Here is a 24,158-nt window from a genome sequence, read left to right as displayed (position 1 = left end):
TGACCGTCCGGTGGACGGTCACCCCTCAGCCACGCCTGTACTGGTCGGCGAGCCGGCGGAGCCGCTACTGCCCTTGCTCGTCGCGGCGGCGCTGCCAGCGCTGTTCGATGCGGTTCATCATGGAGCGGCGCTGCCGTGGGCTCCGGGAACCGGACGCACCCGGCGCACCGGTCGCACCGGCCGGCTGTTCACCCGGTTTGGGGGCCTTGCGCCAACCGGTGACGGCGAGCACCGCGCAGCCCAGCATGACGAGGAAACCCACCACGCTGACCCAGATCTGCTGTGCGACCATTCCGGCCATGAGGAGCGCGATACCCACCAGAAAACCCGCGACCGCCTGGTAGACCCGTCGCCGGGTGTACGTACGCAGCCCGCTTCCCTCGAGCGCTGTCGCGAACTTGGGATCTTCGGCGTACAGCGCTCGCTCCATCTGCTCGAGCATTCGCTGCTCGTGCTCCGAGAGCGGCACGGAGTCCTCCTCATCGTGCGGTCGCCGGGGCGACCCGGGGGGTCCTCTTCAGGATAGGCAGGGAATCGCCCCCGTGAAACCCGCCCCTCTACGCCAATTCGCCAACCGTGACCCGTCATGGCACTCCGGTTCACTGAAGCGTAACTTCCCCAGCGACCGGCCCGTCATGCCGAACGGTCTCCCTCGATCATACGGCTCCGGGCGCCCGATCGGAGGGCCTGTGGCGTACTCCATCTGCGGATGAGCCCCTGATCAGGGCTGTACCCGGGCAGAGGGTTCAGCGCCCGGCCGACCCCCGCGTCTCACCGAGGACGTGGAGCTGGGTGGCCACCGCGTGGAAGGCGGGTGATTCGGCCGCCGCGGCCTCCAGCTTCAGCAGCGCTTCCACGGCCCCCGGCTCGGTGTCCACGAGCACGCCGGGGACCAGGTCGGCGAAGACCCGTACGCCGTGCACGGCGGCGACGGCGAGGCCCGCGTCCTCGACGAGGGCGGTGAGCTGCTCAGCGGTGAAGCGGTGCGGGACGGGGTCGCCCTCGCCCCAGCGTCCGTCCGGGTCACCGAGCGCCTGCCTGGCCTCCGTGAAGTGGCCGGCGAGGGCCCGCGCCAGCACGGCTCCGCCCAGACCGGCGGCGAGCAGGCTGAGCACGCCCCCGGGGCGCAGCGCGGCGACCGCGTTGCCGAGGCCCTCGGCGGGGTCGTCCACGTACTCCAGGACCCCGTGGCACAGCACCGCGTCGTAGCCGTCCCGCTCGACGACGTCGAAGAGGCCGTGCGCGTCGCCCTGGACGCCGCGCACCAGGTCCGCGACGCCGGCCTCGGCGGCGCGGCGCTCCAGCGCGAAGAGGGCGTTCGGGCTGGGATCGACGACCGTGACACGATGGCCGAGCCCGGCCACGCGCACCGCGAAGTTGCCGCTGCCGCCTCCGGTGTCCAGCACGTCGAGGACGCCGCCGGGCACCGCACCGCCCGTCGCCCTGACCCGGCGGTCGAGGGCGTCCTTCAGGACCTCCCAGACCACGGCGGTGCGGAGGGAGGAGCGGGGGCCGGTGGGGTGCGGGCGGGAGGCGGGCGAACGGGAGGGGTCGGAGCCCGGCGACGTCGTTTGAGGGTGGTGGCGGGAGGCGGGCGGGCGCATGGGGTCCGGCACGGCAGTTGACTCCTCGGCGCGGCACCGCCTGCTGTGCGGCGGAGCGATGGGCTTGCCTCCGCCCGTGCCGGGTGGCCGCGGCGGAGCGTACGGGTGATCCCACCCTAATGGGAAGCCAGGAGGCCGCACGCATGCCCGCCGCCGCCCGGCACGTCCGGCGCGCGGTCACCCCGTGTCGGGTACGTCCGGCGTGTCCGGGCCCCCGTCCCGCCGTGGCTGGGGCAGGACGGGCTGGAGGATGAGCATCCGCTCGACGAGGCGCAGGAACATGGCCACGTCGCGTACGAGGTCGTCGGCGTCGCGCACACTCGCCGCCCCCCGGATACCGGCCTCCGCACGGGCGCGACGCTGCGCCCCGGAGGCGAACAGGGCGCTCCACTCCGACAGTTCGGGCGCTATCTCGGGGAGCACTTCCCAGGCGCTCCTGATGCGGGCCCGGCGTCGCGGGGTGGCTTCCGGGCGGCCGCGCGCGGCGAGCACGGCGGCGGCGGTGCGCAGGGCGGCGAGGTGGGCCGTGGCGTACCGCTCGTTGGGGGCGTCCAGGCCGGTCGCCTCGTCGAGACCGGAACGGGCCTGGGCGAGCAGGTCGAGGGCGGCGGGCGGGGCCGTGGCCCGGCGGAGCACGGGGTGCACGTCGCCCGCCGGTCCGGTCAGTGAGGGGGCAGGGCCGGTGGCGCGGCGCCGGCGTGCGGCGGCTGCGTGGTAGCTGGCCATGACGAACCTCCTGTCGTCTGCGTGACGGCACGCCCGATACGAGGTGCCGTATGTGGCCATCGTGCGGTATGGCACTGACAATCCGTTCCGACCTGCATGTTCGCGCCGCTGGTGCGAGGCCGGCCCGATCCGGCGGGTGTGGATCCCCGGTCGGGCCGCGACGTGGACCGGCCCTGTGGAGGCCCGGGCACCGGGTGCTGTGAGAATCGACGCCATGGAAAGCAGCACGGCCACGTCGGGCGGCGGCGGCAGCCGTCGCGAGGCGACCCGGCAGAAGCTCTACGAGGCCGCGGTCACCCTCATCGCGGAACAGGGTTTCTCCGCCACCACGGTGGACGAGATCGCCGAGCGCGCGGGGGTCGCGAAGGGCACCGTCTACTACAACTTCGCCAGCAAATCGGTGCTCTTCGAGGAACTGCTCCGGCACGGGGTGGGTCTCCTCACCGCCTCCCTGCGGGAGGCGGCCGAGCGCACCGCGGAGGAGGGCGGCGGCCGGGTCGACGCCCTGGACGCGATGATCCGCGCGGGACTCCTGTTCATCGACCGCTACCCGGCCTTCACCCAGCTGTACGTGGCCGAGCTGTGGCGCACCAACCGGGCCTGGCAGTCCACGCTGCTGGTGGTGCGCCAGGAGGCGGTCGCTGTCGTCGAGGACGTGCTGCGCCAGGGCATGGCGAGCGGGGAGTTCGGCGCGGACCTCGATATTCCGCTGACCGCGGCCGCGCTGGTCGGCATGGTGCTGGTGGCCGCCCTGGACTGGCAGGCGTTCCAGCCGGAGCGCTCCCTGGACGAGGTGCACGCGGCACTGTCCCGGCTGCTCCAGGGGCGGGTGAGCGGCGGCCGCTAGGGCCGTCGCCGACCGCCACGACGAAGGCGCCGGTCCGCCGTGGCCCGTCCCCCGCGGGCCACCCGAACCGGCGCTTCGCCGTACTCCCCCGTTCCGTGTTCCCCCGCACTCCCCCGTGTGGTCTCCCCCGGAACTCCCCCGTGCCTCGCTCCCGCCGGCTCGTCGGTACGCACCGGCGGAAGGAGCGGCCAAGGGCGCGAACCGTTCCGCCGCCCCGTGTCGGCGGTACCGGAGCCGCGCCCCTTTCCGTGCCCCCACTCTCTCGTTCGCGCAGGTAGGACCCCATCCGCGCGCGTACTCATCTCCTCGGCTAGGTACGGGTACTCAGGCCTGTGTGTTCCTGCCCAGGACGCACCGTGCCCGGCTGGTGACCATCGCGTCCGTCCGCGTACTCCCCGCCCCCAGGGCTCCCCTCCCGGGGTCCCGGAAGGGCTGTCGGCGGGGACGGATAGGGTCGCGGCATGGCACGGATTGCGGTGATCGGCGCCGGGATGGGCGCGATGGCGGCGGCCGCCCGGCTGGCCGTCGCGGGCCACCGGGTGGTGGTGTACGAGCGGACGGAGACGTACGGCGGGGCGGTGGGCCGCTTCGAGCGGGACGGCTTCGCGTTCGACACCGGCCCCGGTCTGCTGCCGCTGCCCGCCGTCTACCGCGACCTGTTCGTCAAGACCGGCAGGCAGCCGCTGGAGACTTGCGTCGACCTGGTCGAGGTGGACCCGGCCGCCCGGCACGTCTTCCCGGACGGTACGGACGTGCTCCTGTCGAACAGCTCGCGCGCGGGCGTGGTCGACGCGCTGGACACGGCGCTCGGCGCGGGCGCGGGCGACCGGTGGGGCGACTTCCTGGTGCGGGCCCGCGAAGCCTGGGACCGGACCCGGCGGCCGCTCCTGGAGGAGCCGCTGTGGCCCGACTGGCAGGTGCTCGCCGAGCGCGAGCCGTACCCGTCCGTGCCGCACAAGCGGCTGCTGCGCACCCGGCGCGCGAGCACCCTGGCCGAGATCGGCGCGTGGGAGCTGCGCGATCCCCGGCTCACCGCCCTGCTGGACGGCCACGCGCTCGCGTACGGCCTGGATCCCCGGACCGCTCCGGCGAGCGCGGCCGTGCTGCCGTACATGGAGCAGGCCTTCGGCACCTGGTACGTGCGCGGCGGGATGCGGGAGCTGGCGCGGGCCGTGTACGAGCGGTGCCGGGCGCGCCGGGTGGAGTTCGTGTTCGGCGCCGAGGTCACCCGGATCGTCGAGAAGGACGGCCGGGCGGCCGGGCTGGAGCTCGCCGACGGCGGGACCGTCGAGGCGGACCACGTGGTCGCGGGTGTGCCCACCGGGCGCCTGGCCGCGCTGACGGAGCGTCCGCTCCAGGGTGACGGCGATGTGACGCCCGGCCATTGGCCGCCGGTGGCCGGGCGGTTCACCGTGCTGCTGGCGCTGCGCGGCGGGCCCGGGGCCGGTGCGGTGCACCGCACGGTCGTCCACACGCCCGATCGCACGGCCGAGCTGGACTTCGTCACGGGACGGGCCGGCACCGGCGACCCGGCGCCGCCCACGGTGACCGTGCTGCGCCCGGACGACCCGGCCCTGCGGCCGGACGACGCCCACGAGTCGGTGGTCGTGTCGGCGGCGGCCCCCCTCACGGCGGACTGGGAGGCGGCCGGTCCGGCCGAGCGGTACGCCGATCTCGTCATCACGGCCGCGGAGGCCGCCGTCCCCGGGCTGCGGGAGCGCCTGCTGTGGCGCGAGGTGCGCACCCCCGCGCACACCGCGCGCGAGACGGGCGCCCAGGACGGTGTCGTGCCGCCGCCCGCGCTCGCCGCGGCCGACGGCCGCTTCCTGCACCCGGGCAACACCACCCGCCTCCCCGGGCTGTACCTGGCCGGCGGCTGGGCGCACCCGGGCGGCGGCCTGCCGCACGCGGGCATGTCGGGCGCGCTGGTGGCGGGGCTGATCGTGGAGGGGCCGGACTTCCGGGGCTCCCAGTGACCCGTCAGTACCGGTACTGCTGCCCGTCGTAGCCGGTGCCGGTGCCGTGCCCGTCGCCCTGGTACGGGTAGGGCTGCTCCTGCGGCAGTTCACCGCCGAACAGGTCGTCGGTGGTCCGCTGCTGGGGTACCCACACACCGCCCGCCGGCGTCTCGCCGTACCCGCCGGCGGCGTACTGGTCCTGGTGGCCGTACTCCTGCTGCCCGCCGTAGGTCTGCTGGGCCGCGTAGCCGCTGTCGTACCCCGTGGCGTCGTACCCCTGGGCCCCCACGTACGGGTCGGAGTAGGCGGCGTACTGCTGCGGGCCGGCGTCGTAGCCGTACTGCTGCTGGTCGTACCCGGGGTAGCCGTCGTAGCCGAAGGACTGGTCCGGGGCGGGGGCGGCGGCCGCCGCGTAGGACGCATCGGTGGCGGCGGCGTAGGCGGCCTCGCTGTACACGCCGTAGTTGCCGGTCTCGTCCGGCAGGGGCTGCGGCGAGTACACCTCGGCGCCCTCGGCCTCGGACGGGGCGGGCCGCCGGTGGGCGAACACGTCGTCGTCCCCGTCGAAGCGGTCGCGCTCCTCGAACGCGCCGGCCACGCCGGCCACGGTGGTCTCCTCGAGCTCGGAGACCTCCAGCGCCGGGTCCCGGTACTGCGGCTCGTCGTGGCCGCGCCCGCCGCCGGTGGCACCGTCGCGCGCGGCGCGGTTGCCGATGGCCCAGCCGGTGGAGAAGCCGCGGCGGAAGGACAGCGTCACGTACGTCTGCCCGACCGCGAAGGCGACGGCGCCCAGCGCGATGACCGCCACGGAGGGGATCAGGACACCGACGACGACCCCGAGGAAGCCGCCGAAGGCGAGCAGCCGGTAGCGCAGCCGCGCCTTGTACTGCAGCAGGACCTCACCGAGCAGCCACAGCGCGACGATGCCGAACGCGATGTAGAGCACCGTCCAGCCCATGTACGCCCCTCTCCCTGCGGCCGCGGCCGCTTCTTCCTCGTCGTACGCGGACCAGGCGTCTAGGTCCGCCGCGAGTCGTGCAGACCGAGATTCTCGTAGATCTCGAGTGTGGCGGTGGAGTTGTTGAGCGTGATGAAGTGCAGTCCGGGCACACCTTCGGCCAGCAGCCTCGCGCAGAACTCCGTGGCGAACTCGATACCGATGGAGCGTACAGCGGCAGGATCGTCTTTTGCTGTGAGGATCCGCTCTTTCAGGGCCTCGGGGAAGGCGGCGTTGCTCAGCTTGGGCAACCGTTCCAGCATCTTCACACTTGTCACGGGCATCACTTCCGGAATGACCGGAGTCGCACAGCCCGCCGCCTCGACACTGTCCCGCAGCCGCAAATACGACTCGGGGTGGAAGAACATCTGGGTGATCGCGTAGTCGGCGCCGGCGCGGCACTTGTCGACGAAGTGCGCGACGTCGGTGTCCCGGTCCGCGGAGCGCGGGTGCATCTCCGGGAAGGCGGCGACGCCCACGCAGAAGTCGCCGGACTCCTTGATCAGACGGACGAGTTCGGCGGCGTACGTCAGCCCCTGGGGGTGCGGCACCCACTCGCCCATGGGGTCGCCGGGCGGGTCGCCGCGGACCGCGAGCATGTTGCGGATGCCGGCGTCCGCGTACTGGCCGATGATGTTGCGCAGCTCGGCGAGGGAGTGGTCGACGGCGGTGAGGTGGGCGACCGGGGTGAGCGTCGTGTCGGCGACGATCTGCTCGGTCTCCTTGACCGTGCCCGCGCGCGTGGAGCCGCCCGCGCCGTAGGTCACGGAGACGAAGTCGGGGGCGACCGCCTCGACCCGGCGGAGCGCGTTCCACAGGTTCCGCTCGCCTTTGGGCGTCTTGGGCGCCGAGAACTCGAACGAGTACACGGTCTTGCCGGACGCGAGCATGTCGCGCACGGTACGGGCGCGATCCGTCCTGGTGGAGGCGGTTCCTAGGGCCATACGGGCAGGTTAGCCAGGGCGCAGCGGCATCCCAACCAATGCCGACACCTTTGTCCTTTTTGTCGGCCTGCTGTCCATCCCTCGGACAGCGGGGTCCGCAATGTCCGTGCTCGTCCCGACCACCCCGCCCGTCCCGGGCGTCAGACGGCGCGCAGCCGCTTCGCGAACTCCGCGGCGGCCGCTCCGGGGTCGTCGGCCGCGGTGATCGCGCGGACGACCACCACCCGGCGGGCGCCCGCGTCCAGGACCTCGTCCAGGTTGGCCAGGTCGATGCCGCCGATGGCGAACCACGGGCGGCCGGTGCCCAGGGCGGCGGTGTGGCGGACCAGGTCCAGGCCGGGGGCCGGGCGGCCGGGCTTGGTGGGGGTGGGCCAGCAGGGGCCCGTACAGAAGTAGTCCACGCCCTCTTGGGCGGCCGCCGCCTCCGCCTCCGCGGCGGAGTGGGTGGACCGGCCGATGATCACCTCGTCGCCGAGGATCGCGCGGGCGGCCGGCACGGGCAGGTCCCCCTGCCCCAGGTGCAGGACGTCCGCGCCGACGGCGTGGGCGACGTCCGCGCGGTCGTTGACGGCGAGCAGCCTGCCGTGGCGGCGGCAGGCGTCCGCGAAGACCCGGAGGCGGTCGATCTCCTCGGCGGCCTCCATGCCCTTGTCGCGCAGCTGTACGACGTCCACTCCGCCGGACAGGACCGCGTCAAGGAACTCCGGCAGGTCGCCCTGGCGCGTGCGGGCGTCCGTGCAGAGGTACAGGCGGGCGTCGGCGAGCTGTCGGCGCGTGGTGCCGGGCATGGTGGTGCTCCCCCCAGGTCGGTGGCGTGCGGGCGGTCCGGGGCGTCGTGCGGCCCGGACCGCCCGCACGCCGGGCGGTGATGGTCGGTTCAGACGGCGAGCGCCTGGGCGCGGCGCTTGACCTCCGTACCGCGGTTCTCGCTCAGGGCCTGGGCCGGGGTGCCGGGCAGGCTGTCGTCGGGCGTGAAGAGCCACTCCAGCATCTCTTCGTCCGTGAAGCCGTCGTCCCGCAGGAGCGTCAGGGTGCCCGTCAGCCCCTTGACGACCTTGTCCTCGTCGATGAAGGCGGCGGGGACGTGCAGTGCGCGGTTCTCACCCCGGCGTACGGCGATGAGCTGGCCCTCCTTGACCAGCTGCCGGACCCGGGTCACCTCGACGTCGAGCTGTTCGGCGATGTCGGGCAGGGTCAGCCACGCGGGGACGAGAGCATCGATCTTTGCGTCAATCTCGGTCACGGCACCAGCCTGCCATGCCCCCGGCCGGGGTGACAGCCACGCACCCCCCGAGTGCCTTCTCCGCCGCTCCTGACGTGCGAGGTCACGGGGGTGCCCGCCGGGCCGGCGGGGGGCGGCACGGGCCCCCTGCCCGCTAGCGCGTGGCCGCCTTGAGGGGCCTCGCCGGATCCGCCAGAAGGGTCCGGTCCAGTACCGTGCCCGCCTCGACGAGCTTGCGGCCCTGGGCGAGGTCGCGGGGGCGGCCCACCGCCAGGAGGGCGACGAGCCGGTCCTCACGGAGCCAGCAGACGGTCCAGGCCGCGCCCGCGGGGTCACCGCGCCACACCGTCGTGTCGGCCGCCGCGTGGTGCCCGGCGTACTGCACGAACCGGCCGAACTGCTCCGACCAGAAGTACGGGACGGGGTCGTACGCCACCGGGGCCTCCCCGATGATGTCGGCCGCGACCGTGCGGGGGCCCTGGAGGGCGTTGTCCCAGTGGTGGATCAGCAGGCGCTCGCCGTACCGGCCGGAGGGGAAGGAGGCGCAGTCGCCGACCGCGTACACGTCGGGCACGGAGGCGCGCAGGTGCGCGTCGGCCACGACCTCCCCGTGCGCTCCGAGCTCGATGCCCGAGCCCGCCAGCCAGGCCGTCGCCGGGCGCGCTCCGACGCCCACGACCACCGCGCCCGCCGGCACCCGCGCACCGTCGTCGAGGACGACCGTCCCGTCCTCGACGCGCACCACGCGCGCGCGGGTGCGCAGGGTCACCCCGCTGTCCGCGTACCAGCCGGTCATCGGCGCGGCCACCTCGGCGGGCAGGGCGCCCGCGAGCGGACGGTCCGCGGCCTCGACGACCGTGACCGCGCAGCCCGCCTCCCGCGCGGCCGTCGCGAACTCCGCCCCGATCCAGCCCGCGCCCACCACGACGACGTCGTGCTGCCGGGCCAGGACCGGCCGCAGCCGTTCCGCGTCGTCCAGGGTGCGCAGCAGGTGGACGCCGGGCACGCCCTCCGCGCCGGGCAGCCGCACCGGTTCCGCGCCGGTCGCGACGACCAGCACGTCGTACGGGACGGGCCCCTCGGCCGTGTCCAGTTCGTGGTCGCCGGGGCGCACGCCCAGCACCTCGCGGCCGAGCCGCAGCCCGATGCCGAGCGCCTCGAAGTCGACGTCGAAGGCGGAGCCCTCGGCCTTGCCGAGCAGGACGGCCTTGGACAGCGGCGGCCGGTCGTACGGCTGGTGCGGCTCGGCGCCGATCAGCGTCACGCCCCCGGTGAAGCCCTGCTCCCGCAGGGCGACCGCGGTCTGCACCCCGGCCATGCCCGCGCCCACCACGACGACCCGTCCCGTCGTCCGCCCCCGCGCCCGCGTCTGCTCGCTCACCTGATCACCTTAGACAACTGACGCTCCATCAGTCAGCGAACCGGGTCCGTGACCTGTTCCACGACACTGGTGCCGCTGCCCGGCTGCGACTCCCACTCCCAGGTCTCGGTGAGCCGGACGCGCCCGTCCGGGAGCTCGGTCACCAGGGACACGCAGTGCCCCGAGGACGTGCTCCCGTCCCGCTTCAGCTGCACGTACCGGAAGTCGAGCCGGTCGCCCGCGCGGGTGCCCACCAGGTGCCCGCGCACGACGTCGCCACCCGCGTACTCGGCCCAGACCCGGCCGTCCTCCTCGTGGTACGTGAACCGGGTGCGGGTGCCCACCTGGCCCGGTGACTGGTCGGCCACGGGGGCGAGGACGAGACCGTCGAGCGATCGGACCATGGACGGAGGCTCCCTTACGAGTGAGCTGCGCTGCGGGCTAGGGTGGCCACCGTAAGACACTCGCGGGAGCCCGGGCGCACCGGGCTGAGAGGGAGGCTGGCGGCCTCCGACCGTACGAACCTGATCCGGGTCATGCCGGCGAAGGGAGGGGCTGGACGGCCATGTCGCGTACACACGCACCGGACGCCCGCACACCGGACGTCCTCGTCGTCGGGGGCGGCATCATCGGGCTGGTGACGGCTTGGCGGGCCGCGCAGCGCGGACTCGCCACGGCGGTGGTGGACCCCGAGCCCGGTGGCGGGGCGGCGCAGGTGGCGGCCGGAATGCTGGCCGCCGTCACGGAGCTGCACTACGGCGAGGAGACCCTGCTGGGGCTCAACCTGGAGTCCGCGCGCCGCTATCCCGCCTTCGCCGCCGAGCTGGCCGAGGCGGCCGGCCTGGACCCGGGCTACCGGCAGTGCGGCACGCTCGCGGTCGCGCTCGACAGCGACGACCGCGCCCACCTGCGGGAACTGCACGCCCTGCAGACCCGGTCCGGCCTCACCTCCGAGTGGCTGAGCGGACGCGAGTGCCGCCGGCTCGAGCCGATGCTCGCGCCGGGCGTGCGCGGCGGGCTGCGCGTCGACGGTGACCACCAGATAGACCCCCGGCGCCTCGCCCGGGCCCTCGTGCGGGCCTGCGAGCGCGCCGGAGTGGTCTTCCACCGGGTGTGGGCCGAGGAGGTCGTGGTCGCCCGGGAGCGGGTCACCGGGGTGCGGACCGCCGACGGCACCGGGCTGGCCGCCGGACAGGTCGTGCTCGCCGCCGGCAGCCTCAGCGGCCGGGTCGGCGGCCTGCCCGACACCGTCCTGCCGCCCGTACGCCCCGTGAAGGGTCAGGTCGTGCGGCTGGCGGTGCCCCCGCAGTACGCGCCGTTCCTCAGCCGGACCGTGCGCGCCGTGGTCCGCGGCAGCCACGTCTACCTGGTGCCCCGGGAGAACGGCGAGCTCGTCGTCGGCGCGACCAGCGAGGAGCTCGGCTGGGACACCACGGTGACCGCGGGCGGCGTGTACGAGCTGCTGCGGGACGCGCACGAACTGGTCCCCGGCATCACGGAACTGCCGCTCACCGAGACGCGCGCGGGACTGCGCCCCGGCTCCCCCGACAACGCACCCCTGCTCGGCCCGACCGACCTGGACGGCCTCGCGCTGGCCACCGGGCACTACCGCAACGGCGTGCTCCTCACCCCGGTCACCGGGGACGTCCTGGCGCACGTGCTCACCACCGGCGCCCTCCCGGACGTGGCCCGCGACTTCAGCCCCCGGCGGTTCGCCGCCACCGCACACCCGGCCACCGCCCTCTCGGAGCAGCCCGCATGAACACCGGACCGGCCCGCATAGACATCTCGGTCAACGGCGAGTCCCGGCGGATCGCCGCGGACACCGCACTGGACGCGCTGGTGAGCACCCTCACCGCGGCCCCCTCCGGTGTCGCCGCCGCCCTCAACGAAACCGTCGTCCCACGCGCGCAGTGGTCGTCCACCCCCCTCTCCGAGGGAGACCGCGTCGAAGTCCTCACCGCAGTCCAAGGAGGCTGACCCATGGCCGACGATCCGTTCGTCCTCGGCGGCACGACGTACGCCTCCCGGCTGATCATGGGCACGGGCGGCGCGCCCAGCCTGGACCTCATGGAGCGCGCCCTGGTGGCCTCCGGCACCGAGCTGACGACGGTCGCGATGCGCCGCGTGGACCCGAAGTCCCACGGCTCGGTCCTGTCCGTGCTGGAGAAGCTGGGCATCCGCCTGCTGCCCAACACGGCGGGCTGCTTCACCGCGGGCGAGGCCGTGCTGACCGCCCGCCTCGCGCGCGAGGCCCTCGGCACCGACCTGGTGAAGCTGGAGGTCATCGCCGACGAGCGCACGCTGCTGCCCGACCCGATCGAGCTCCTCGACGCCGCCGAGACCCTGGTCGACGACGGCTTCACGGTGCTGCCGTACACCAACGACGACCCGGTCCTCGCCCGGAAGCTCCAGGACGTGGGCTGCGCGGCGATCATGCCGCTGGGCTCGCCCATCGGCTCCGGCCTGGGCATCCGCAACCCGCACAACTTCCAGCTGATCGTGGAGCACGCGCGCGTGCCGGTCATCCTCGACGCCGGCGCCGGTACGGCGTCCGACGTGGCGCTCGCCATGGAGCTCGGCTGCGCGGGCGTGATGCTCGCCTCGGCCGTGACCCGCGCCCAGGAGCCGGTGCTCATGGCGGAGGGCATGCGGCACGCGGTGGAGGCGGGCCGGCTCGCGTACCGGGCGGGGCGCATCCCGCGGCGCCACTTCGCCGAGGCCTCGTCCCCGGTGGCGGGCCGCGCGCAGTTCGACCCCGAGCGCCCCGCGTTCTGACCGCGAGCGGCGGCGCGTGCCGGTACGGTCCACCGCTCCCCGCGCGCCCGCCCGCTCCCGGCACCGTCCGGCACTGCCAGAACCGGCGTGGTCCCGCTGCTCACCGGCGGTCCCGTGTCCGTCGCGCAACAGTCACGACTGTGCTGCGATCCGTCCCGCCGGCCCCGTGGCCGACAGGCCTGACAGTGGCGGCTCGTACACTCACCTGCGTGGACACGACCCTTCAAGATCCGCTGATCGGGCAGGTGCTCGACGGCCGTTACCGCATCGACGCGCGGATCGCGGTCGGCGGGATGGCCACGGTCTACCGGGCCGTGGACACCCGCCTCGACCGCGTCCTCGCGCTCAAGGTGATGCACCCGACCCTCGCCGCCGACGGCACGTTCGTCGACCGGTTCATCCGCGAGGCCAAGTCGGTGGCGCGCCTCGACCACCCGAACGTGGTCGGGGTCTTCGACCAGGGCACCGACGGCTCCTACGTCTACCTCGCGATGGAGTACGTCGCCGGGTGCACCCTGCGGGACGTGCTGCGCGAGCGCGGCGCCCTGCAGCCGCGGGCCGCGCTGGACATCCTGGAGCCGGTGCTGGCCGCCCTCGGCGCCGCGCACCGCGCCGGGTTCGTGCACCGGGACATGAAGCCGGAGAACGTCCTGATAGGGGACGACGGCCGGGTGAAGGTGGCCGACTTCGGCCTCGTACGGGCGGTGGACACCGTCACCAGTACGACGGGCGCGGTCCTCGGCACCGTCTCCTACCTGGCCCCGGAACAGCTGGAGCACGGCACGGCGGACACCCGGGTCGACGTGTACGCGTGCGGCGTCGTCCTGTACGAGATGCTCACCGGCGCCAAGCCGCACTCCGGGGAGACCCCCGCCCAGCTGCTCTACCAGGCCCTGCACACGGACGTGCCGGCGCCGTCGGCCGCGGTGCCGGGGCTGGCGCCCGAGCTGGACGAGCTGGTCGTCTCGGCGTCCGCCCGCGACCCCGAGTCGCGCCCGCACGACGCGGTGGAGCTGCTCGCCCTGGCCCGCCGGGCGCGGGCCGGCCTGAGCGAGGAGCAGCTGGACGCGGTGCCCCCGCAGGCGATATCCGCGGAGCACGGGCACCACGACAACTCCGAGGACCGCACGAGCGTGATCCCGCGCGCGCTGACGATGCCGCGCCCGGTCCCGGCGGACGACGGCGACGCGCTGCACCGTACGAGCCGACTGCAGGCACCGCCCGCCGCGCCCCGGCGGCCCAGGACGGCGCCCCGGCGCGGGCTGCTCGCCGTCGTGACCGCGGTGCTGCTGGTGCTCGGCGTCGGCGCGGGCGTCTGGTACATCAACTCGGGCCAGTTCACGAAGGTCCCCGCGGTGCTGGACCAGGCGCAGGCCGACGCGGAGAAGCGGGTCGAGGACGCCGGACTGGCCGTCGACATCGAGCGCGCGTACAGCGACACCGTCGACCGCGGCAAGGTCATCCGCACCGACCCGCAGCCGAGCGAGCGGATCCGGGACAACGGCACGGTGACGCTGACGATCTCCAGGGGCCCCGAGACGGTGAAGGTGCCCGACCTGGAGGGTGTGAAGCTGGACGAGGCCAGGGCGGAGCTGAAGGAGGCGGGCCTGGAGCCCGGCCTGGTCGGCCGCGCGTTCAGCGAGGACGTCCCGAAGGGCTCCGTCGTCGCCACGAAGCCCGCCGCGGGCACGGAGCGCCGCTCCGGCTCGGCGATCGCGCTGACCGTCAGCAAGGGCGCCCCCGTCGAGGTGCCGGACGTGACGGACTCCTCGCAGGGGGACGCCACCGCGGCGCTGGAGGAGGCCGGGCTGAAGGTGGAGGTCGCCGAGGAGCGCGTCCACTCCGAGCTCGACGAGGGCCGGGTCGCGGAGCAGTCGCCGGGCGAGGGCGAGGAGCTCGCCGAGGGCGACACGGTCACACTGACGCTCTCCAAGGGCCCCGAGATGATCGAGGTGCCGGACGTCGTGGGTGACAGCGCGGACGACGCGAAGCGGAAGCTCAAGGACGCGGGCTTCGAGGTCGAGGAGGACCGGGGGCTGCTCGGTTTCTTCAACGACGAGGTCAAGGGCCAGTCGGTCGACGGCGGTGACACCGCGCCCAAGGGCTCGACGATCACCATCAGGATCGGCTGACGGGCACGGCGGCGGTGGCCGGGCACCGTGCCGCGCGTGTCACCCTGGAAGGGTGAGCAAGCACCATCGCAATCCCGTCGGCGGCCATGTGCCCGTGGCCGGCGGCCTGCACTCCGTCGGCCTCTCCTACGCCCGTGAACTGGGGGCCGAGACCGTCCAGGTCTTCGTGGCCAATCCGCGCGGCTGGGCGACGCCCCCGGGCAACCCGAAGCAGGACGAGGCGTTCCAAGAGGCCTGTGCGCAGCAGTCGATCCCGGCGTACGTGCACGCCCCGTACCTGATCAATTTCGGTTCGCACACCGAGGCGACGGTCGAGCGGTCCGTGGTGTCGCTCAGGCACTCGCTGCGCCGGGCCCGTGAGATCGGCGCCCTGGGCGTGGTCGTGCACACCGGCAGCGCCACCGGCGGACGGGAGCGTTCCGTGGCGCTCGCGCAGGTCCGCGAGCACCTGCTGCCGCTGCTCGACGAGCTGACGCACGACGACGACCCGTACCTGCTGTTGGAGTCGACCGCGGGCCAGGGCGCCTCCCTGTGCTCGCGCACCTGGGACTTCGGCCCGTACTTCGCGGCGCTCGACGCCCATCCGAAGCTGGGTATCTGCCTGGACACCTGCCACATCTTCGCCGCGGGCCACGACCTGACCGGGCCCAGCGGGATGCACCAGACGCTCGACCTGCTGGTGGAGACCGTGGGCGAGGGCCGGCTGAAGCTCGTCCACGCCAATGACTCCAAGGACGTGGCGGGCGCCCACAAGGACCGGCACGAGAACATCGGCGCCGGTCACATCGGCGAGGATCCGTTCCGCGCGCTGATGGCCCACCCCGCCACCGCGGGCGTGCCCCTGGTCATCGAGACGCCCGGCGGCCAGGCGGGGCACGCGGCGGACGTGGAGCGGCTGAAGAAGCTCCGGGACGGCTGACCTCCGGGCCCGGAACTCCCGGCCCGCGGCGGGCTGGGAGGGCTCAAAGCCCGGAACCCTCCTCCGGCTGCTCCTGGTAGGAGTACCGCTGCTCCTTCCAGGGATCGCCGACGTTGTGGTAGCCGCGCTCCTCCCAGAAGCCGCGGCGGTCGGCGGTCATGTACTCCACGCCGCGCACCCACTTGGGTCCCTTCCAGGCGTACAGGTGGGGGACGATCAGCCGGAGCGGGAAGCCGTGCTCGGCGGTGAGCAGCTCACCGTCCTTGTGGGTGGCGAAGATCGTGCGCTCGGACGCGAAGTCCGCGAGGCGGAGGTTGGAGCTGAACCCGTACTCGGCCCAGACCATCACATGGGTGACGTCCGGCGCGGGCGGTGCGGTGTCCAGGATCGTCCGGGCCGGAATGCCGCCCCATTCGGCGCCCACCATGCTGAACTTGGTCACGCAGTGCAGGTCGGCCAGGACCGTGGAGTAGGGCAGGGCCGTGAACTCCTCGTGGGTCCAGCAGTGTTTCCCGCCGTCCGCGGTGGCGCCGAAGACCCGGAAGTCCCAGCGCTCGGGCCGGAACTTCGGGACGGGCCCGTAGTGGGTGACCGGCCAGCCGCGCTGGAGTCGCTGTCCCGGCGGGAGCTGCGGCCGCGTCGCACCGTCCGGGGCGCGATCTCCGGGTGTACGAGCTCCAGATTCGCGTTCCACCGGCTGACCCATGGCTCCATCCTGACAGACACGGAACGGTGGAGATGACCCGGGTCTCTGTTATTTCAGGACAATCCTGATCAATCCGACTAAGCATGCCCTTACTAACTAAGTATGCACTTACTGGACGCCCCTCCACCGCGGTGCAATCATGCGGCGCAACCGGCCCCTCTTCCCACGTCCGGAAGGAGCCTCTGCCATGCAGGGCGACCCCGAGGTCCTCGAATTCCTCAACGAGCAGCTGACCGCCGAGCTGACCGCGATCAACCAGTACTTCCTGCACTCGAAGCTGCAGGACCACAAGGGCTGGACGAAACTCGCCAAGTACACGCGGGACGAGTCCTTCGACGAGATGCGCCACGCCGAACTGCTCACCGACCGCATCCTGCTCCTGGACGGCCTGCCGAACTACCAGCGGCTCTTCCACGTCCGGGTCGGACAGACGGTGACGGAGATGTTCCAGGCCGACAAGCAGGTCGAGGTCGAGGCCATCGACCGGCTGCGGCGCGGCGTCGAGGTGATGCGGAACAAGGGCGACATCACGTCCGCCAACGTCTTCGAGGCGATCCTCGCCGACGAGGAGCACCACATCGACTACCTGGACACCCAGCTGGAGCTGATCGACAAGCTCGGCGAGGCGCTGTACATCTCGACCGTCATCGAGCAGTCCCAGCCGGACCCCTCGGGACCGGGCACCGGCGGTTTCACGACGCCCTAGGTGTACTGATCGGGCACGCCGCGGCCGCTAGGCCGCCTCGGGCAGCTCCGCGAGGCTGGACCCGCCCTGGTCGATCAGCTGCCTGCGGGGGCACGCGCCACGGCCCAGCAGCGCCTGGATGCGCCGGACGCAGCCACCGCAGTCGGTGCCGGCCTTGCAGGCGGAGGCGATCTGCCGGGGGGTGCAGGCACCGGCTTCCGCGTGCTTCCTCACCTGCTCCTCGGTCACACCGAAACAGCTGCAGACGAACACGCGGTCCACCTCCCGACAGGTTCCATGGTCATGATCGTGCCGTACCGATGGACCGCGGGCGACTGACCAGGGCCCCGAACTGTTCGGTGAGGCAAACCTAACCTTACCCGTCACGCAAGTGCCGCAAAAGCCGGAAGGGGCGCGGATCGTCTGTGATCCGCGCCCCAGTGGACACTTCGGTAACGGGCGACGCCCCTACTGGTCCCGGTACATCTCGGCCACGAGGAACGCCAGGTCCAGCGACTGGCTGCGGTTCAGCCGCGGGTCGCAGGCCGTCTCGTACCGCTGGTGGAGGTCGTCCACGAAGATCTCGTCGCCGCCGCCCACGCACTCGGTGACGTCGTCGCCGGTCAGCTCCACGTGGATGCCGCCCGGATGGGTGCCCAGCGCCTTGTGCACCTCGAAGAAGCCCTTGACCTCGTCGAGCACGTCGTCGAAGCGGCGGGTCTTGTGCCCGGAGGCCGCCTCGAAGGTGTTGCCGTGCATCGGGTCGGTGACCCAGACCACGGTCGCGCCCGAGGCGGTGACCTTCTCGACCAGCTCGGGCAGCCGGTCGCGGACCTTGTCGGCGCCCATCCGGACGATGAAGGTCAGCCGGCCGGGCTCCCGCTCGGGGTCGAGCCGCTCGATGTACTGGAGCGCCTCCTCGGCCGTCGTCGTCGGGCCGAGCTTGATGCCGACCGGGTTGCGGATCTTCGACGCGAACTCGATGTGCGCGTGGTCCAGCTGCCGGGTGCGCTCACCGACCCACACCATGTGGCCGGAGACGTCGTACAGGTGTCCGGTGCGCGAGTCCACCCGGGTCAGCGCCGACTCGTAGTCGAGCAGCAGCGCCTCGTGCGAGGCGTAGAACTCGACGGTCTTGAACTCCTCCGGGTCGGTGCCGCAGGCCCGCATGAAGTTCAGCGCGTTGTCGATCTCGCGCGCCAGCTGCTCGTAGCGCTGCCCGGACGGCGAGGACCGCACGAAGTCCTGGTTCCAGGCGTGCACCTGCCGCAGGTCGGCGTAGCCGCCGGTGGTGAAGGCGCGCACCAGGTTCAGCGTGGAGGCGGACGCGTGGTACATCCGCTTCAGGCGCTCGGGGTCCGGGACACGGGCCGCCTCGGTGAAGTCGAAGCCGTTGACCGAGTCGCCGCGGTAGGTCGGCAGGGTGACGCCGTCGCGGGTCTCGGTCGGCTTGGAGCGCGGCTTGGAGTACTGGCCCGCGATCCGGCCCACCTTCACCACGGGCACGGAGGCCGCGTACGTGAGGACGGCGCCCATCTGCAGCAGCGTCTTGAGCTTGTTGCGGATGTGGTCGGCGGACACGGCGTCGAAGGCCTCGGCGCAGTCGCCGCCCTGGAGCAGGAACGCCTCTCCCTTGGCGACAGACGCCAACCGGGCGCGCAGCTGGTCGCACTCGCCCGCGAAGACGAGCGGCGGATACGACTCGAGGTCCGCGATCACTGCGCGCAGAGCCTCGGGGTCGGGGTACTCGGGCTGCTGCGCCGCGGGCAGGTCTCGCCAGGTGTTGCCGGCGCTCGCGCCGGTCTTAGCGTTCACGGTCACGACGTCAACATTACGGGGTCGGGTCGGGCGTCCATCCCCGTGCTCATCAAGTGAGACACGTTCCGCCCGTGGGGAACGGCCCGTTTCCGGTAGGGTGCCCACCATGTACGCGCATCCGATCCCGCACCGGAACTGGTGGTGGACCGCTCACCCGGCGGCCCGCTGATCGCGCGTACTCGAAGACTTCGCGAAGGCCGCCCGAGGGGCGGCCTTCGGCGTTTCCCGCCGGAACGCGGCCGCTTCCCTCCCCACCGGGCTCAGTGAGCCCCACCGAGAGGAACCAGCCATGCACCTGCTCGACCTGCTGGACGACCCCCGACCGTTCGCCCTGCTGCACCGCCGTACCCCCGGACACGACCACAACACGGTGGAGCTGCTGGTCGGGCCCGTCACCGCGTACGAGCACCTCGCCGACCTGCCGAGCGAGGGACTCGCCCTCGTGCCGTTCCGCCAGATCCGCGAGCGCGGTTTCGACGTCCGCGACGACGGCACCCCGCTGGCCTTCCTCACCCCCGAGGAGACCCACCGCCTGCCGCTGGAGCGAGCCCTCGCCGAGCTGCCCGGGCACCGGGTCCGGGTCGAGGACGGCGGCTTCGACGTGAGCGACGAGGAGTACGCCGAGACCGTCGGGCGGGTGCTGCGTGAGGAGATCGGGCGGGGCGAGGGCGCGAACTTCGTGATCCGGCGGACGTACGAGGGGCGGGTCCCCGGCTTCGGCCGGGCGGACGCGCTGGCGCTGTTCCGGCGGCTGCTGGCGGGCGAGCGGGGCGCGTACTGGACGTTCGTCGTGCACACCGGTGACCGCACCCTGGTGGGGGCCAGCCCCGAGGTGCACGTGCGGATGTCGGGCGGGACGGTCGTGATGAACCCGATCAGCGGGACCTACCGCTACCCTGCGGACGGGCCGACGCCGGAGCACCTGCTGGACTTCCTCGCCGACGGCAAGGAGATCGAGGAGCTCTCCATGGTCGTCGACGAGGAGCTCAAGATGATGTGCACGGTCGGCGACATGGGCGGGGTCGTGGTCGGCCCCCGGCTGAAGGAGATGGCCCACCTCGCGCACACCGAGTACGAGCTGCGCGGGCGGTCCTCGCTGGACGTGCGGGACGTGCTGCGGGAGACGATGTTCGCGGCGACGGTCACCGGCTCGCCCGTGCAGAACGCGTGCCGGGTGATCGAGCGGTACGAGTCGGGCGGGCGCGGCTATTACGCGGGCGCGCTGGCGCTGCTCGGGCGGGACGCGGGCGGCGCCCAGACCCTCGACTCCCCCATCCTCATCCGTACCGCCGACATCGCCGCCGACGGCCGGCTGGAGGTGGCGGTGGGGGCCACGCTCGTCCGTGGTTCGGACCCGGCGGGCGAGGTCGCCGAGACGCACGCCAAGGCGGCGGGCGTGCTGGCCGCGCTGGGCGTACGCCCCGGCAGGCCGCGTACGGAGGGGGCGCGGCCGCGGCTGGCGGACGCCCCCCGGGTACGGGCGGCACTCGACGGACGGCGGGCCTCGCTGGCGCCGTTCTGGCTGCGGATGCAGGCCCCGTCCGCGGACCTGTCCGGGCACGCGTTCGTGGTGGACGCCGAGGACACCTTCACCGCGATGCTCGCGCACGTGCTGCGGTCGAGCGGCCTGGACGTCACCGTCCGGCGGTACGACGCGCCGGGGCTGCGGGAGGCGGTGCTCGCGCACGAGGGCCCGGTGGTGCTGGGCCCGGGTCCCGGCGACCCCTCCGACATGGACGACCCGAAGATGCGGTTCCTGCGCGGACTGGCCGCCGACGTCATCAGGGGGCGGGGGGCGGACCGGCACGGTGTGCTCGGCGTCTGCCTGGGCCATGAGCTGATCGCGGCCGAGCTGGGGCTGGACATCGTGCGCAAGGAGGTCCCGTTCCAGGGGGCCCAGACGGAGATCGACCTGTTCGGACGCACCGAGACCGTCGGCTTCTACAACAGCTTCGTGGCGGTGTGCGACGACGCGGCGGCGGCGGAACTGGCGGCGCACGGGGTGGAGGTCAGCCGAAGCGGGTCGGGCGAGGTGCACGCGGTGCGCGGTCCCGGGTTCGCGGGGATCCAGTTTCATCCCGAGTCGGTGCTGTCCCTGCGGGGCGCGGCCGTCGTACGGGAGCTGATCGGGCAGCTGAGCGGCACGGGCGCGGTGCCGCGGTAGGCGGCGGACACGGATGCCCGGGTGCCGTACGGGACGATCTCGCGTCCCGTACGGCACCCGGGCGAGCTCTGCGGGAGGGGGCCGGCGGGCCGGCCTCAGCCGAAGAACACCCCGACCTCCTCGTACAGCTTCGGGTCGACCGTCTTCAGCTTCGCCGTGGCCTCCGCGATCGGGACGCGCACGATGTCCGTGCCGCGCAGGGCGACCATCTTGCCGAAGTCACCGTCGCGGACGGCCTCGATCGCGTGCAGGCCGAAGCGGGTGGCGAGCCAGCGGTCGAAGGCGCTCGGGGTGCCGCCGCGCTGGACGTGGCCGAGCACGGTGGTCCGCGCCTCCTTGCCCGTGCGCTTCTCGATCTGCTTGGCCAGCCACTCGCCGACGCCGGACAGCCGGACGTGCCCGAAGGAGTCGAGGGTCTCGTCCTTCAGCACCATCTCGCCGTCCTTCGGCATGGCGCCCTCGGCGACGACCACGATCGGCGCGTACGAGGCCCGGAACCGTGAGGTCACCCAGGCGCACACCTGCTCCACGTCGAACCGCTGCTCGGGGATGAGGATGACGTTGGCGCCGCCGGCGAGGCCGGAGTGGAGGGCGATCCAGCCGGCGTGGCGGCCCATCACCTCGACGACGAGGACGCGCATGTGGGACTCGGCCGTGGTGTGCAGCCGGTCGATCGCCTCCGTCGCGATGCCGACCGCCGTGTCGAAGCCGAAGGTGTAGTCCGTGGCCGAGAGGTCGTTGTCGATGGTCTTGGGGACGCCGACGACGGGGACGCCGTAGGAGTCCGTCAGCTCGGCCGCCACCCCCAGTGTGTCCTCGCCGCCGATGGCGACGAGCGCCTCGACCTCCTGCTTGGCGAGGTTCTCCCTGATGCGCCGGATGCCGTCGTCCCGCTTCAGGGGGTTGGTGCGCGAGGAGCCGAGGATGGTGCCCCCGCGCGGCAGGATCCCGCGCACGGCGGGGATGTCGAGCCGCACGTTGTCGTTCTCGAGGGGACCCCGCCAGCCGTCCCGGAAGCCGGTGAAGTCGTAGCCGTACTCCTGCACGCCCTTGCGCACGATGCCCCGGATGACGGCGTTGAGCCCGGGGCAGTCGCCGCCTCCGGTCAGTACTCCGACCCGCATGGAAATGTCCCTTCGCCATACGCGTGCCTGACGCGCGTCATGGACGCACGACACCTGACACCGGTCACGCTAATAGTGATCCAGCTCACTCGGGCATGGTGCGAAAGGTCAATTCCGATGCGATTTGGGCGAGTTGATCAGTCGCGTATCACTCTATGAGGTGAAACCGACGGTTTACGCCTCGTCGAGCCCTCTCTCTATGGCGTAGCGCACCAGCTCCACGCGGTTGTGCAGCTGCAGCTTGCCCAGGGTGTTCTGCACGTGGTTCTGGACCGTGCGGTGGGAGATCACCAGCCGCTCCGCGATCTGCTTGTAGCTCAGCCCCTTGGCGACCAGCCGGAGCACCTCCGTCTCGCGCTCGGTGAGCCGGGGCGCGTCCGGCTCGTCCGCTCCCGGGGCGGGCGCCGGCTCGGAGGCCAGGCGCCGGTACTCGCCGAGGACCAGGCCCGCGAGGCCGGGCGTGAAGACGGGGTCGCCGACGGCCGTCCGGCGCACCGCGTCGATCAGGTCCGTCGTGGAGGCGGACTTGAGCAGGTAGCCGGTGGCCCCGGACTTCACCGCCTCCAGCACGTCCGCGTGCTCGCCGCTGGCCGACAGGACGAGGACGCGCAGCGCCGGGTCGGCGCCGACCAGCTCCTTGCACACCTGCACGCCGGGCTTGGCGGGCAGGTTCAGGTCCAGCACCAGGACGTCCGGCGCGACGGCCCGGGCACGGCGCACCGCCTGCTCGCCGTCGCCGGCGGTGGCGACCACGTCGAAACCGGCCTCGGCCAGGTCGCGGGCGACGGCGTCGCGCCACATCGGGTGGTCGTCGACCACCATGACCCTGAGGGTCTCCTGCCGTCCGTCCCGCCGCTCGTCCGCCCGGCGCTCCGTGCCGCCCGTCATCCCCGCTCCGCCTTCCCCCGTGTGCCGCCGGTGCCCGTACGGGCCCTCGGTATCTTCAGTTCCACTTCGGTGCCCTGCCCCGGGACCGAGATGACCTCGGCCGTGCCGCCGATGTCGCGCAGCCGTCCCCGGATGGACAGGGCCACGCCGAGCCGCCCCTCGCCCTCGGCCTGGGCGAGCCGCCCGTCCGGGATGCCGGGGCCGTCGTCGCGCACGGTCACGATCACCTCGTCCGGCTCGTCCTCGACCAATATCCAGGCGCTGGCGTCCGCGCCGGCGTGACCGCGGACGTTGTCCAGGGCGGCGCCGACCGCGGCGGCCAGCTCGCGCGCGGCGTGCGGGCCGAGCGGCACCGGGGCGCCCGGCTCCGAGAGGGTGACCCGGGCGCCGGCGTACGGGGTGAGCAGCGCCCGCAGGTCCACCGGGCCCCGGGCCGCCCCCGCCCCGTCCGCCCCGTCCCGCTCCCCGGGGTCGTCGGACTCCTCGACCACCCGGACCACCGCACCCTCGGACGCGTCCTCCGACGCGTGGGAGACGGGGACGAGCCCGCCCGAGACCAGGCTGCGCAGCGCCACCTCCTGCTCGCCCGCCATCCGGCCCAGCTCCGCCGCCTCGCCGCCGAGCGCGTTCCCGCGGCGCTGCACCATGGCGAGGACCTGGAGCACGCTGTCGTGGATGTCGCGGGCCAGCCGCTCCCGCTCCCGCGTCGCGGCCTCGATCTCCAGGGCGCGGGCGAGGGTGCGCTCGGAGGCGCGGGCGACCTCGACCACGTAGCCGATGGCGACGGAGGCGATGCAGACGAGCAGCACGTTGTGGACGGTGTCGCGGGTCGGGGCGCCGCGCTCGACCAGGTTGGCGACGGCGACCAGCGTGGAGGCGAAGGCGGCCCAGCGCCAGCCGCCCTTGATCGCGAACGCCAGCACGGCGCCGGCGGTCCAGATCGACGGCAGCGTGGGTCCGCCGGCCTCGATCCGGGACGCGTCGTCGGCGACCCGGGTGAGCAGGATGCCGGCGAGCGCGATGGTGAGGTCGGCGGCGAGGAACCGCTTGGTGCAGCCGGCCGCGTTCGCCACCTTGGGCAGGGTCGCCAGCGTCCACCCGGCCAGGACCGCGAAGTAGGCGATGGCCACCCAGGGGCGCACGAACGCGTCGTACGCGCTGATGAACAGGCCGATCGCGTACAGCAGGGTGAGGATGCGGTAGCCGGTCAGGGCCCGCCACAGCGGCTGCTCGACCGACATCCTCATGACTCTCTCGCGCCCGGGCACCCGGTTCCCCCTTCTCGG

At 73.2% G+C, this 24,158-nt stretch carries 25 protein-coding genes and 1 riboswitch; of the genes, 10 read left to right on the top strand and 15 right to left on the bottom strand.

Annotation, left to right across the window (positions count from 1 at the left end):
* Positions 1–64: 64 nt before the first annotated feature.
* The 3 genes from UW392_RS13495 to UW392_RS13485 all read right to left on the bottom strand — a co-directional run bounded on the left by UW392_RS13495 (position 65) and on the right by UW392_RS13485 (position 2,330).
* Entirely contained in the window at positions 65–469 is a 405-nt protein-coding gene (locus UW392_RS13495) for a DUF3040 domain-containing protein (protein ID WP_320775193.1), read from the bottom strand.
* Positions 470–746: 277 nt separating this feature from the next.
* Positions 747–1,616 (bottom strand): methyltransferase, encoded by an 870-nt coding sequence (locus UW392_RS13490; RefSeq protein ID WP_320775192.1) that lies wholly within the window; start codon positions 1,614–1,616, stop codon positions 747–749.
* Positions 1,617–1,781: 165 nt separating this feature from the next.
* Positions 1,782–2,330, bottom strand: coding sequence for an SAV_6107 family HEPN domain-containing protein (locus UW392_RS13485; RefSeq protein ID WP_320775191.1), 549 nt, complete (start codon positions 2,328–2,330; stop codon positions 1,782–1,784).
* 214 nt (positions 2,331–2,544) lie between these two features.
* Here UW392_RS13485 and UW392_RS13480 point away from each other — a divergent pair, with 214 nt between their 5' ends.
* The gene (locus UW392_RS13480) at positions 2,545–3,177 is read left to right on the top strand and encodes a TetR/AcrR family transcriptional regulator (protein WP_320775190.1); all 633 of its coding nucleotides are present in this window, start codon (positions 2,545–2,547) and stop codon (positions 3,175–3,177) included.
* Positions 3,178–3,638: 461 nt separating this feature from the next.
* Positions 3,639–5,153, top strand: a complete 1,515-nt coding sequence (locus UW392_RS13475) for an NAD(P)/FAD-dependent oxidoreductase (protein ID WP_320775189.1) — start codon at positions 3,639–3,641, stop codon at positions 5,151–5,153.
* Between the two features lie 4 nt (positions 5,154–5,157).
* Here UW392_RS13475 and UW392_RS13470 read toward each other — a convergent pair whose 3' ends face one another.
* From UW392_RS13470 to UW392_RS13445, 6 genes are all read right to left on the bottom strand, one after another.
* Positions 5,158–6,093: a hypothetical protein gene (locus UW392_RS13470; protein ID WP_320775188.1), complete on the bottom strand. Its 936-nt coding sequence runs from the start codon at positions 6,091–6,093 to the stop codon at positions 5,158–5,160.
* A 59-nt stretch (positions 6,094–6,152) separates the two neighbouring features.
* Complete coding sequence (gene metF, locus UW392_RS13465; RefSeq protein ID WP_320775187.1) at positions 6,153–7,076, bottom strand: methylenetetrahydrofolate reductase [NAD(P)H]; 924 nt, start codon at positions 7,074–7,076, stop codon at positions 6,153–6,155.
* A gap of 140 nt (positions 7,077–7,216) precedes the next feature.
* Positions 7,217–7,864, bottom strand: a complete 648-nt coding sequence (gene thiE, locus UW392_RS13460; protein WP_320775186.1) for a thiamine phosphate synthase — start codon at positions 7,862–7,864, stop codon at positions 7,217–7,219.
* An 89-nt stretch (positions 7,865–7,953) separates the two neighbouring features.
* A complete protein-coding gene (locus UW392_RS13455; RefSeq protein WP_320775185.1) occupies positions 7,954–8,319 on the bottom strand; it encodes an Rv2175c family DNA-binding protein in 366 nt (121 codons plus the stop codon).
* A 133-nt stretch (positions 8,320–8,452) separates the two neighbouring features.
* Positions 8,453–9,679: an FAD-dependent oxidoreductase gene (locus UW392_RS13450; protein WP_320775184.1), complete on the bottom strand. Its 1,227-nt coding sequence runs from the start codon at positions 9,677–9,679 to the stop codon at positions 8,453–8,455.
* A 32-nt stretch (positions 9,680–9,711) separates the two neighbouring features.
* Positions 9,712–10,062 carry a hypothetical protein gene (locus UW392_RS13445; RefSeq protein WP_320775183.1) on the bottom strand — a complete coding sequence of 117 codons (351 nt, stop codon included), beginning with the start codon at positions 10,060–10,062 and terminating at the stop codon, positions 9,712–9,714.
* Between the two features lie 52 nt (positions 10,063–10,114).
* Positions 10,115–10,226: riboswitch (TPP riboswitch) on the top strand.
* Between UW392_RS13445 and thiO the strand changes: the two genes are divergently transcribed.
* The 5 genes from thiO (at position 10,224) to UW392_RS13420 (ending at position 15,487) form a co-directional block, all read left to right on the top strand.
* On the top strand, positions 10,224–11,420 hold the full coding sequence (gene thiO / locus UW392_RS13440; protein WP_320775182.1) for a glycine oxidase ThiO: 1,197 nt from the start codon (positions 10,224–10,226) through the stop codon (positions 11,418–11,420). (Overlaps the previous riboswitch by 3 nt.)
* Complete coding sequence (thiS, locus tag UW392_RS13435) at positions 11,417–11,638, top strand: sulfur carrier protein ThiS (protein ID WP_320775181.1); 222 nt, start codon at positions 11,417–11,419, stop codon at positions 11,636–11,638. The genes thiO and thiS overlap by 4 nt, the downstream gene beginning before the upstream one ends.
* 3 nt (positions 11,639–11,641) lie before the next feature.
* Positions 11,642–12,436, top strand: coding sequence for a thiazole synthase (locus UW392_RS13430; RefSeq protein ID WP_320775180.1), 795 nt, complete (start codon positions 11,642–11,644; stop codon positions 12,434–12,436).
* Positions 12,437–12,645: 209 nt separating this feature from the next.
* On the top strand, positions 12,646–14,568 hold the full coding sequence (gene pknB, locus UW392_RS13425; RefSeq protein WP_320775179.1) for a Stk1 family PASTA domain-containing Ser/Thr kinase: 1,923 nt from the start codon (positions 12,646–12,648) through the stop codon (positions 14,566–14,568).
* A 52-nt stretch (positions 14,569–14,620) separates the two neighbouring features.
* Positions 14,621–15,487 carry a deoxyribonuclease IV gene (locus UW392_RS13420; RefSeq protein ID WP_320775178.1) on the top strand — a complete coding sequence of 289 codons (867 nt, stop codon included), beginning with the start codon at positions 14,621–14,623 and terminating at the stop codon, positions 15,485–15,487.
* A gap of 43 nt (positions 15,488–15,530) precedes the next feature.
* On the opposite strand, the gene UW392_RS13415 is transcribed toward UW392_RS13420, so the two are convergent.
* The gene (locus UW392_RS13415) at positions 15,531–16,193 is read right to left on the bottom strand and encodes a sulfite oxidase-like oxidoreductase (protein WP_320775177.1); all 663 of its coding nucleotides are present in this window, start codon (positions 16,191–16,193) and stop codon (positions 15,531–15,533) included.
* Positions 16,194–16,380: 187 nt separating this feature from the next.
* Here UW392_RS13415 and bfr point away from each other — a divergent pair, with 187 nt between their 5' ends.
* A complete protein-coding gene (gene bfr, locus UW392_RS13410; protein WP_320775176.1) occupies positions 16,381–16,899 on the top strand; it encodes a bacterioferritin in 519 nt (172 codons plus the stop codon).
* A 27-nt stretch (positions 16,900–16,926) separates the two neighbouring features.
* On the opposite strand, the gene UW392_RS13405 is transcribed toward bfr, so the two are convergent.
* Entirely contained in the window at positions 16,927–17,160 is a 234-nt protein-coding gene (locus UW392_RS13405; RefSeq protein ID WP_320775175.1) for a (2Fe-2S)-binding protein, read from the bottom strand.
* 186 nt (positions 17,161–17,346) lie between these two features.
* Positions 17,347–18,699, bottom strand: coding sequence for a class II 3-deoxy-7-phosphoheptulonate synthase (locus UW392_RS13400; protein WP_320775174.1), 1,353 nt, complete (start codon positions 18,697–18,699; stop codon positions 17,347–17,349).
* Between the two features lie 103 nt (positions 18,700–18,802).
* On the opposite strand from UW392_RS13400, the gene UW392_RS66950 reads away from it, so the two are divergent.
* The gene (locus tag UW392_RS66950; protein WP_414496058.1) at positions 18,803–18,865 is read left to right on the top strand and encodes a trp operon leader peptide; all 63 of its coding nucleotides are present in this window, start codon (positions 18,803–18,805) and stop codon (positions 18,863–18,865) included.
* Positions 18,866–18,985: 120 nt separating this feature from the next.
* The gene (locus tag UW392_RS13395) at positions 18,986–20,860 is read left to right on the top strand and encodes an anthranilate synthase family protein (protein WP_320775173.1); all 1,875 of its coding nucleotides are present in this window, start codon (positions 18,986–18,988) and stop codon (positions 20,858–20,860) included.
* Positions 20,861–20,955: 95 nt separating this feature from the next.
* Here UW392_RS13395 and UW392_RS13390 read toward each other — a convergent pair whose 3' ends face one another.
* The 3 genes from UW392_RS13390 to macS all read right to left on the bottom strand — a co-directional run bounded on the left by UW392_RS13390 (position 20,956) and on the right by macS (position 24,140).
* Positions 20,956–21,984 carry a 6-phosphofructokinase gene (locus UW392_RS13390; RefSeq protein ID WP_320775172.1) on the bottom strand — a complete coding sequence of 343 codons (1,029 nt, stop codon included), beginning with the start codon at positions 21,982–21,984 and terminating at the stop codon, positions 20,956–20,958.
* A 174-nt stretch (positions 21,985–22,158) separates the two neighbouring features.
* Positions 22,159–22,806, bottom strand: a complete 648-nt coding sequence (locus tag UW392_RS13385; protein ID WP_414496056.1) for a response regulator — start codon at positions 22,804–22,806, stop codon at positions 22,159–22,161.
* 62 nt (positions 22,807–22,868) lie between these two features.
* Positions 22,869–24,140, bottom strand: coding sequence for a MacS family sensor histidine kinase (gene macS, locus UW392_RS13380; protein WP_320775170.1), 1,272 nt, complete (start codon positions 24,138–24,140; stop codon positions 22,869–22,871).
* Positions 24,141–24,158: the final 18 nt, after the last annotated feature.

Source organism: Streptomyces sp. CRN 30 (assembly GCF_034105845.1).
The sequence above is the reverse complement of the archived record's forward strand: the minus strand, read 5'-3'. Positions and strand labels throughout refer to the sequence as shown.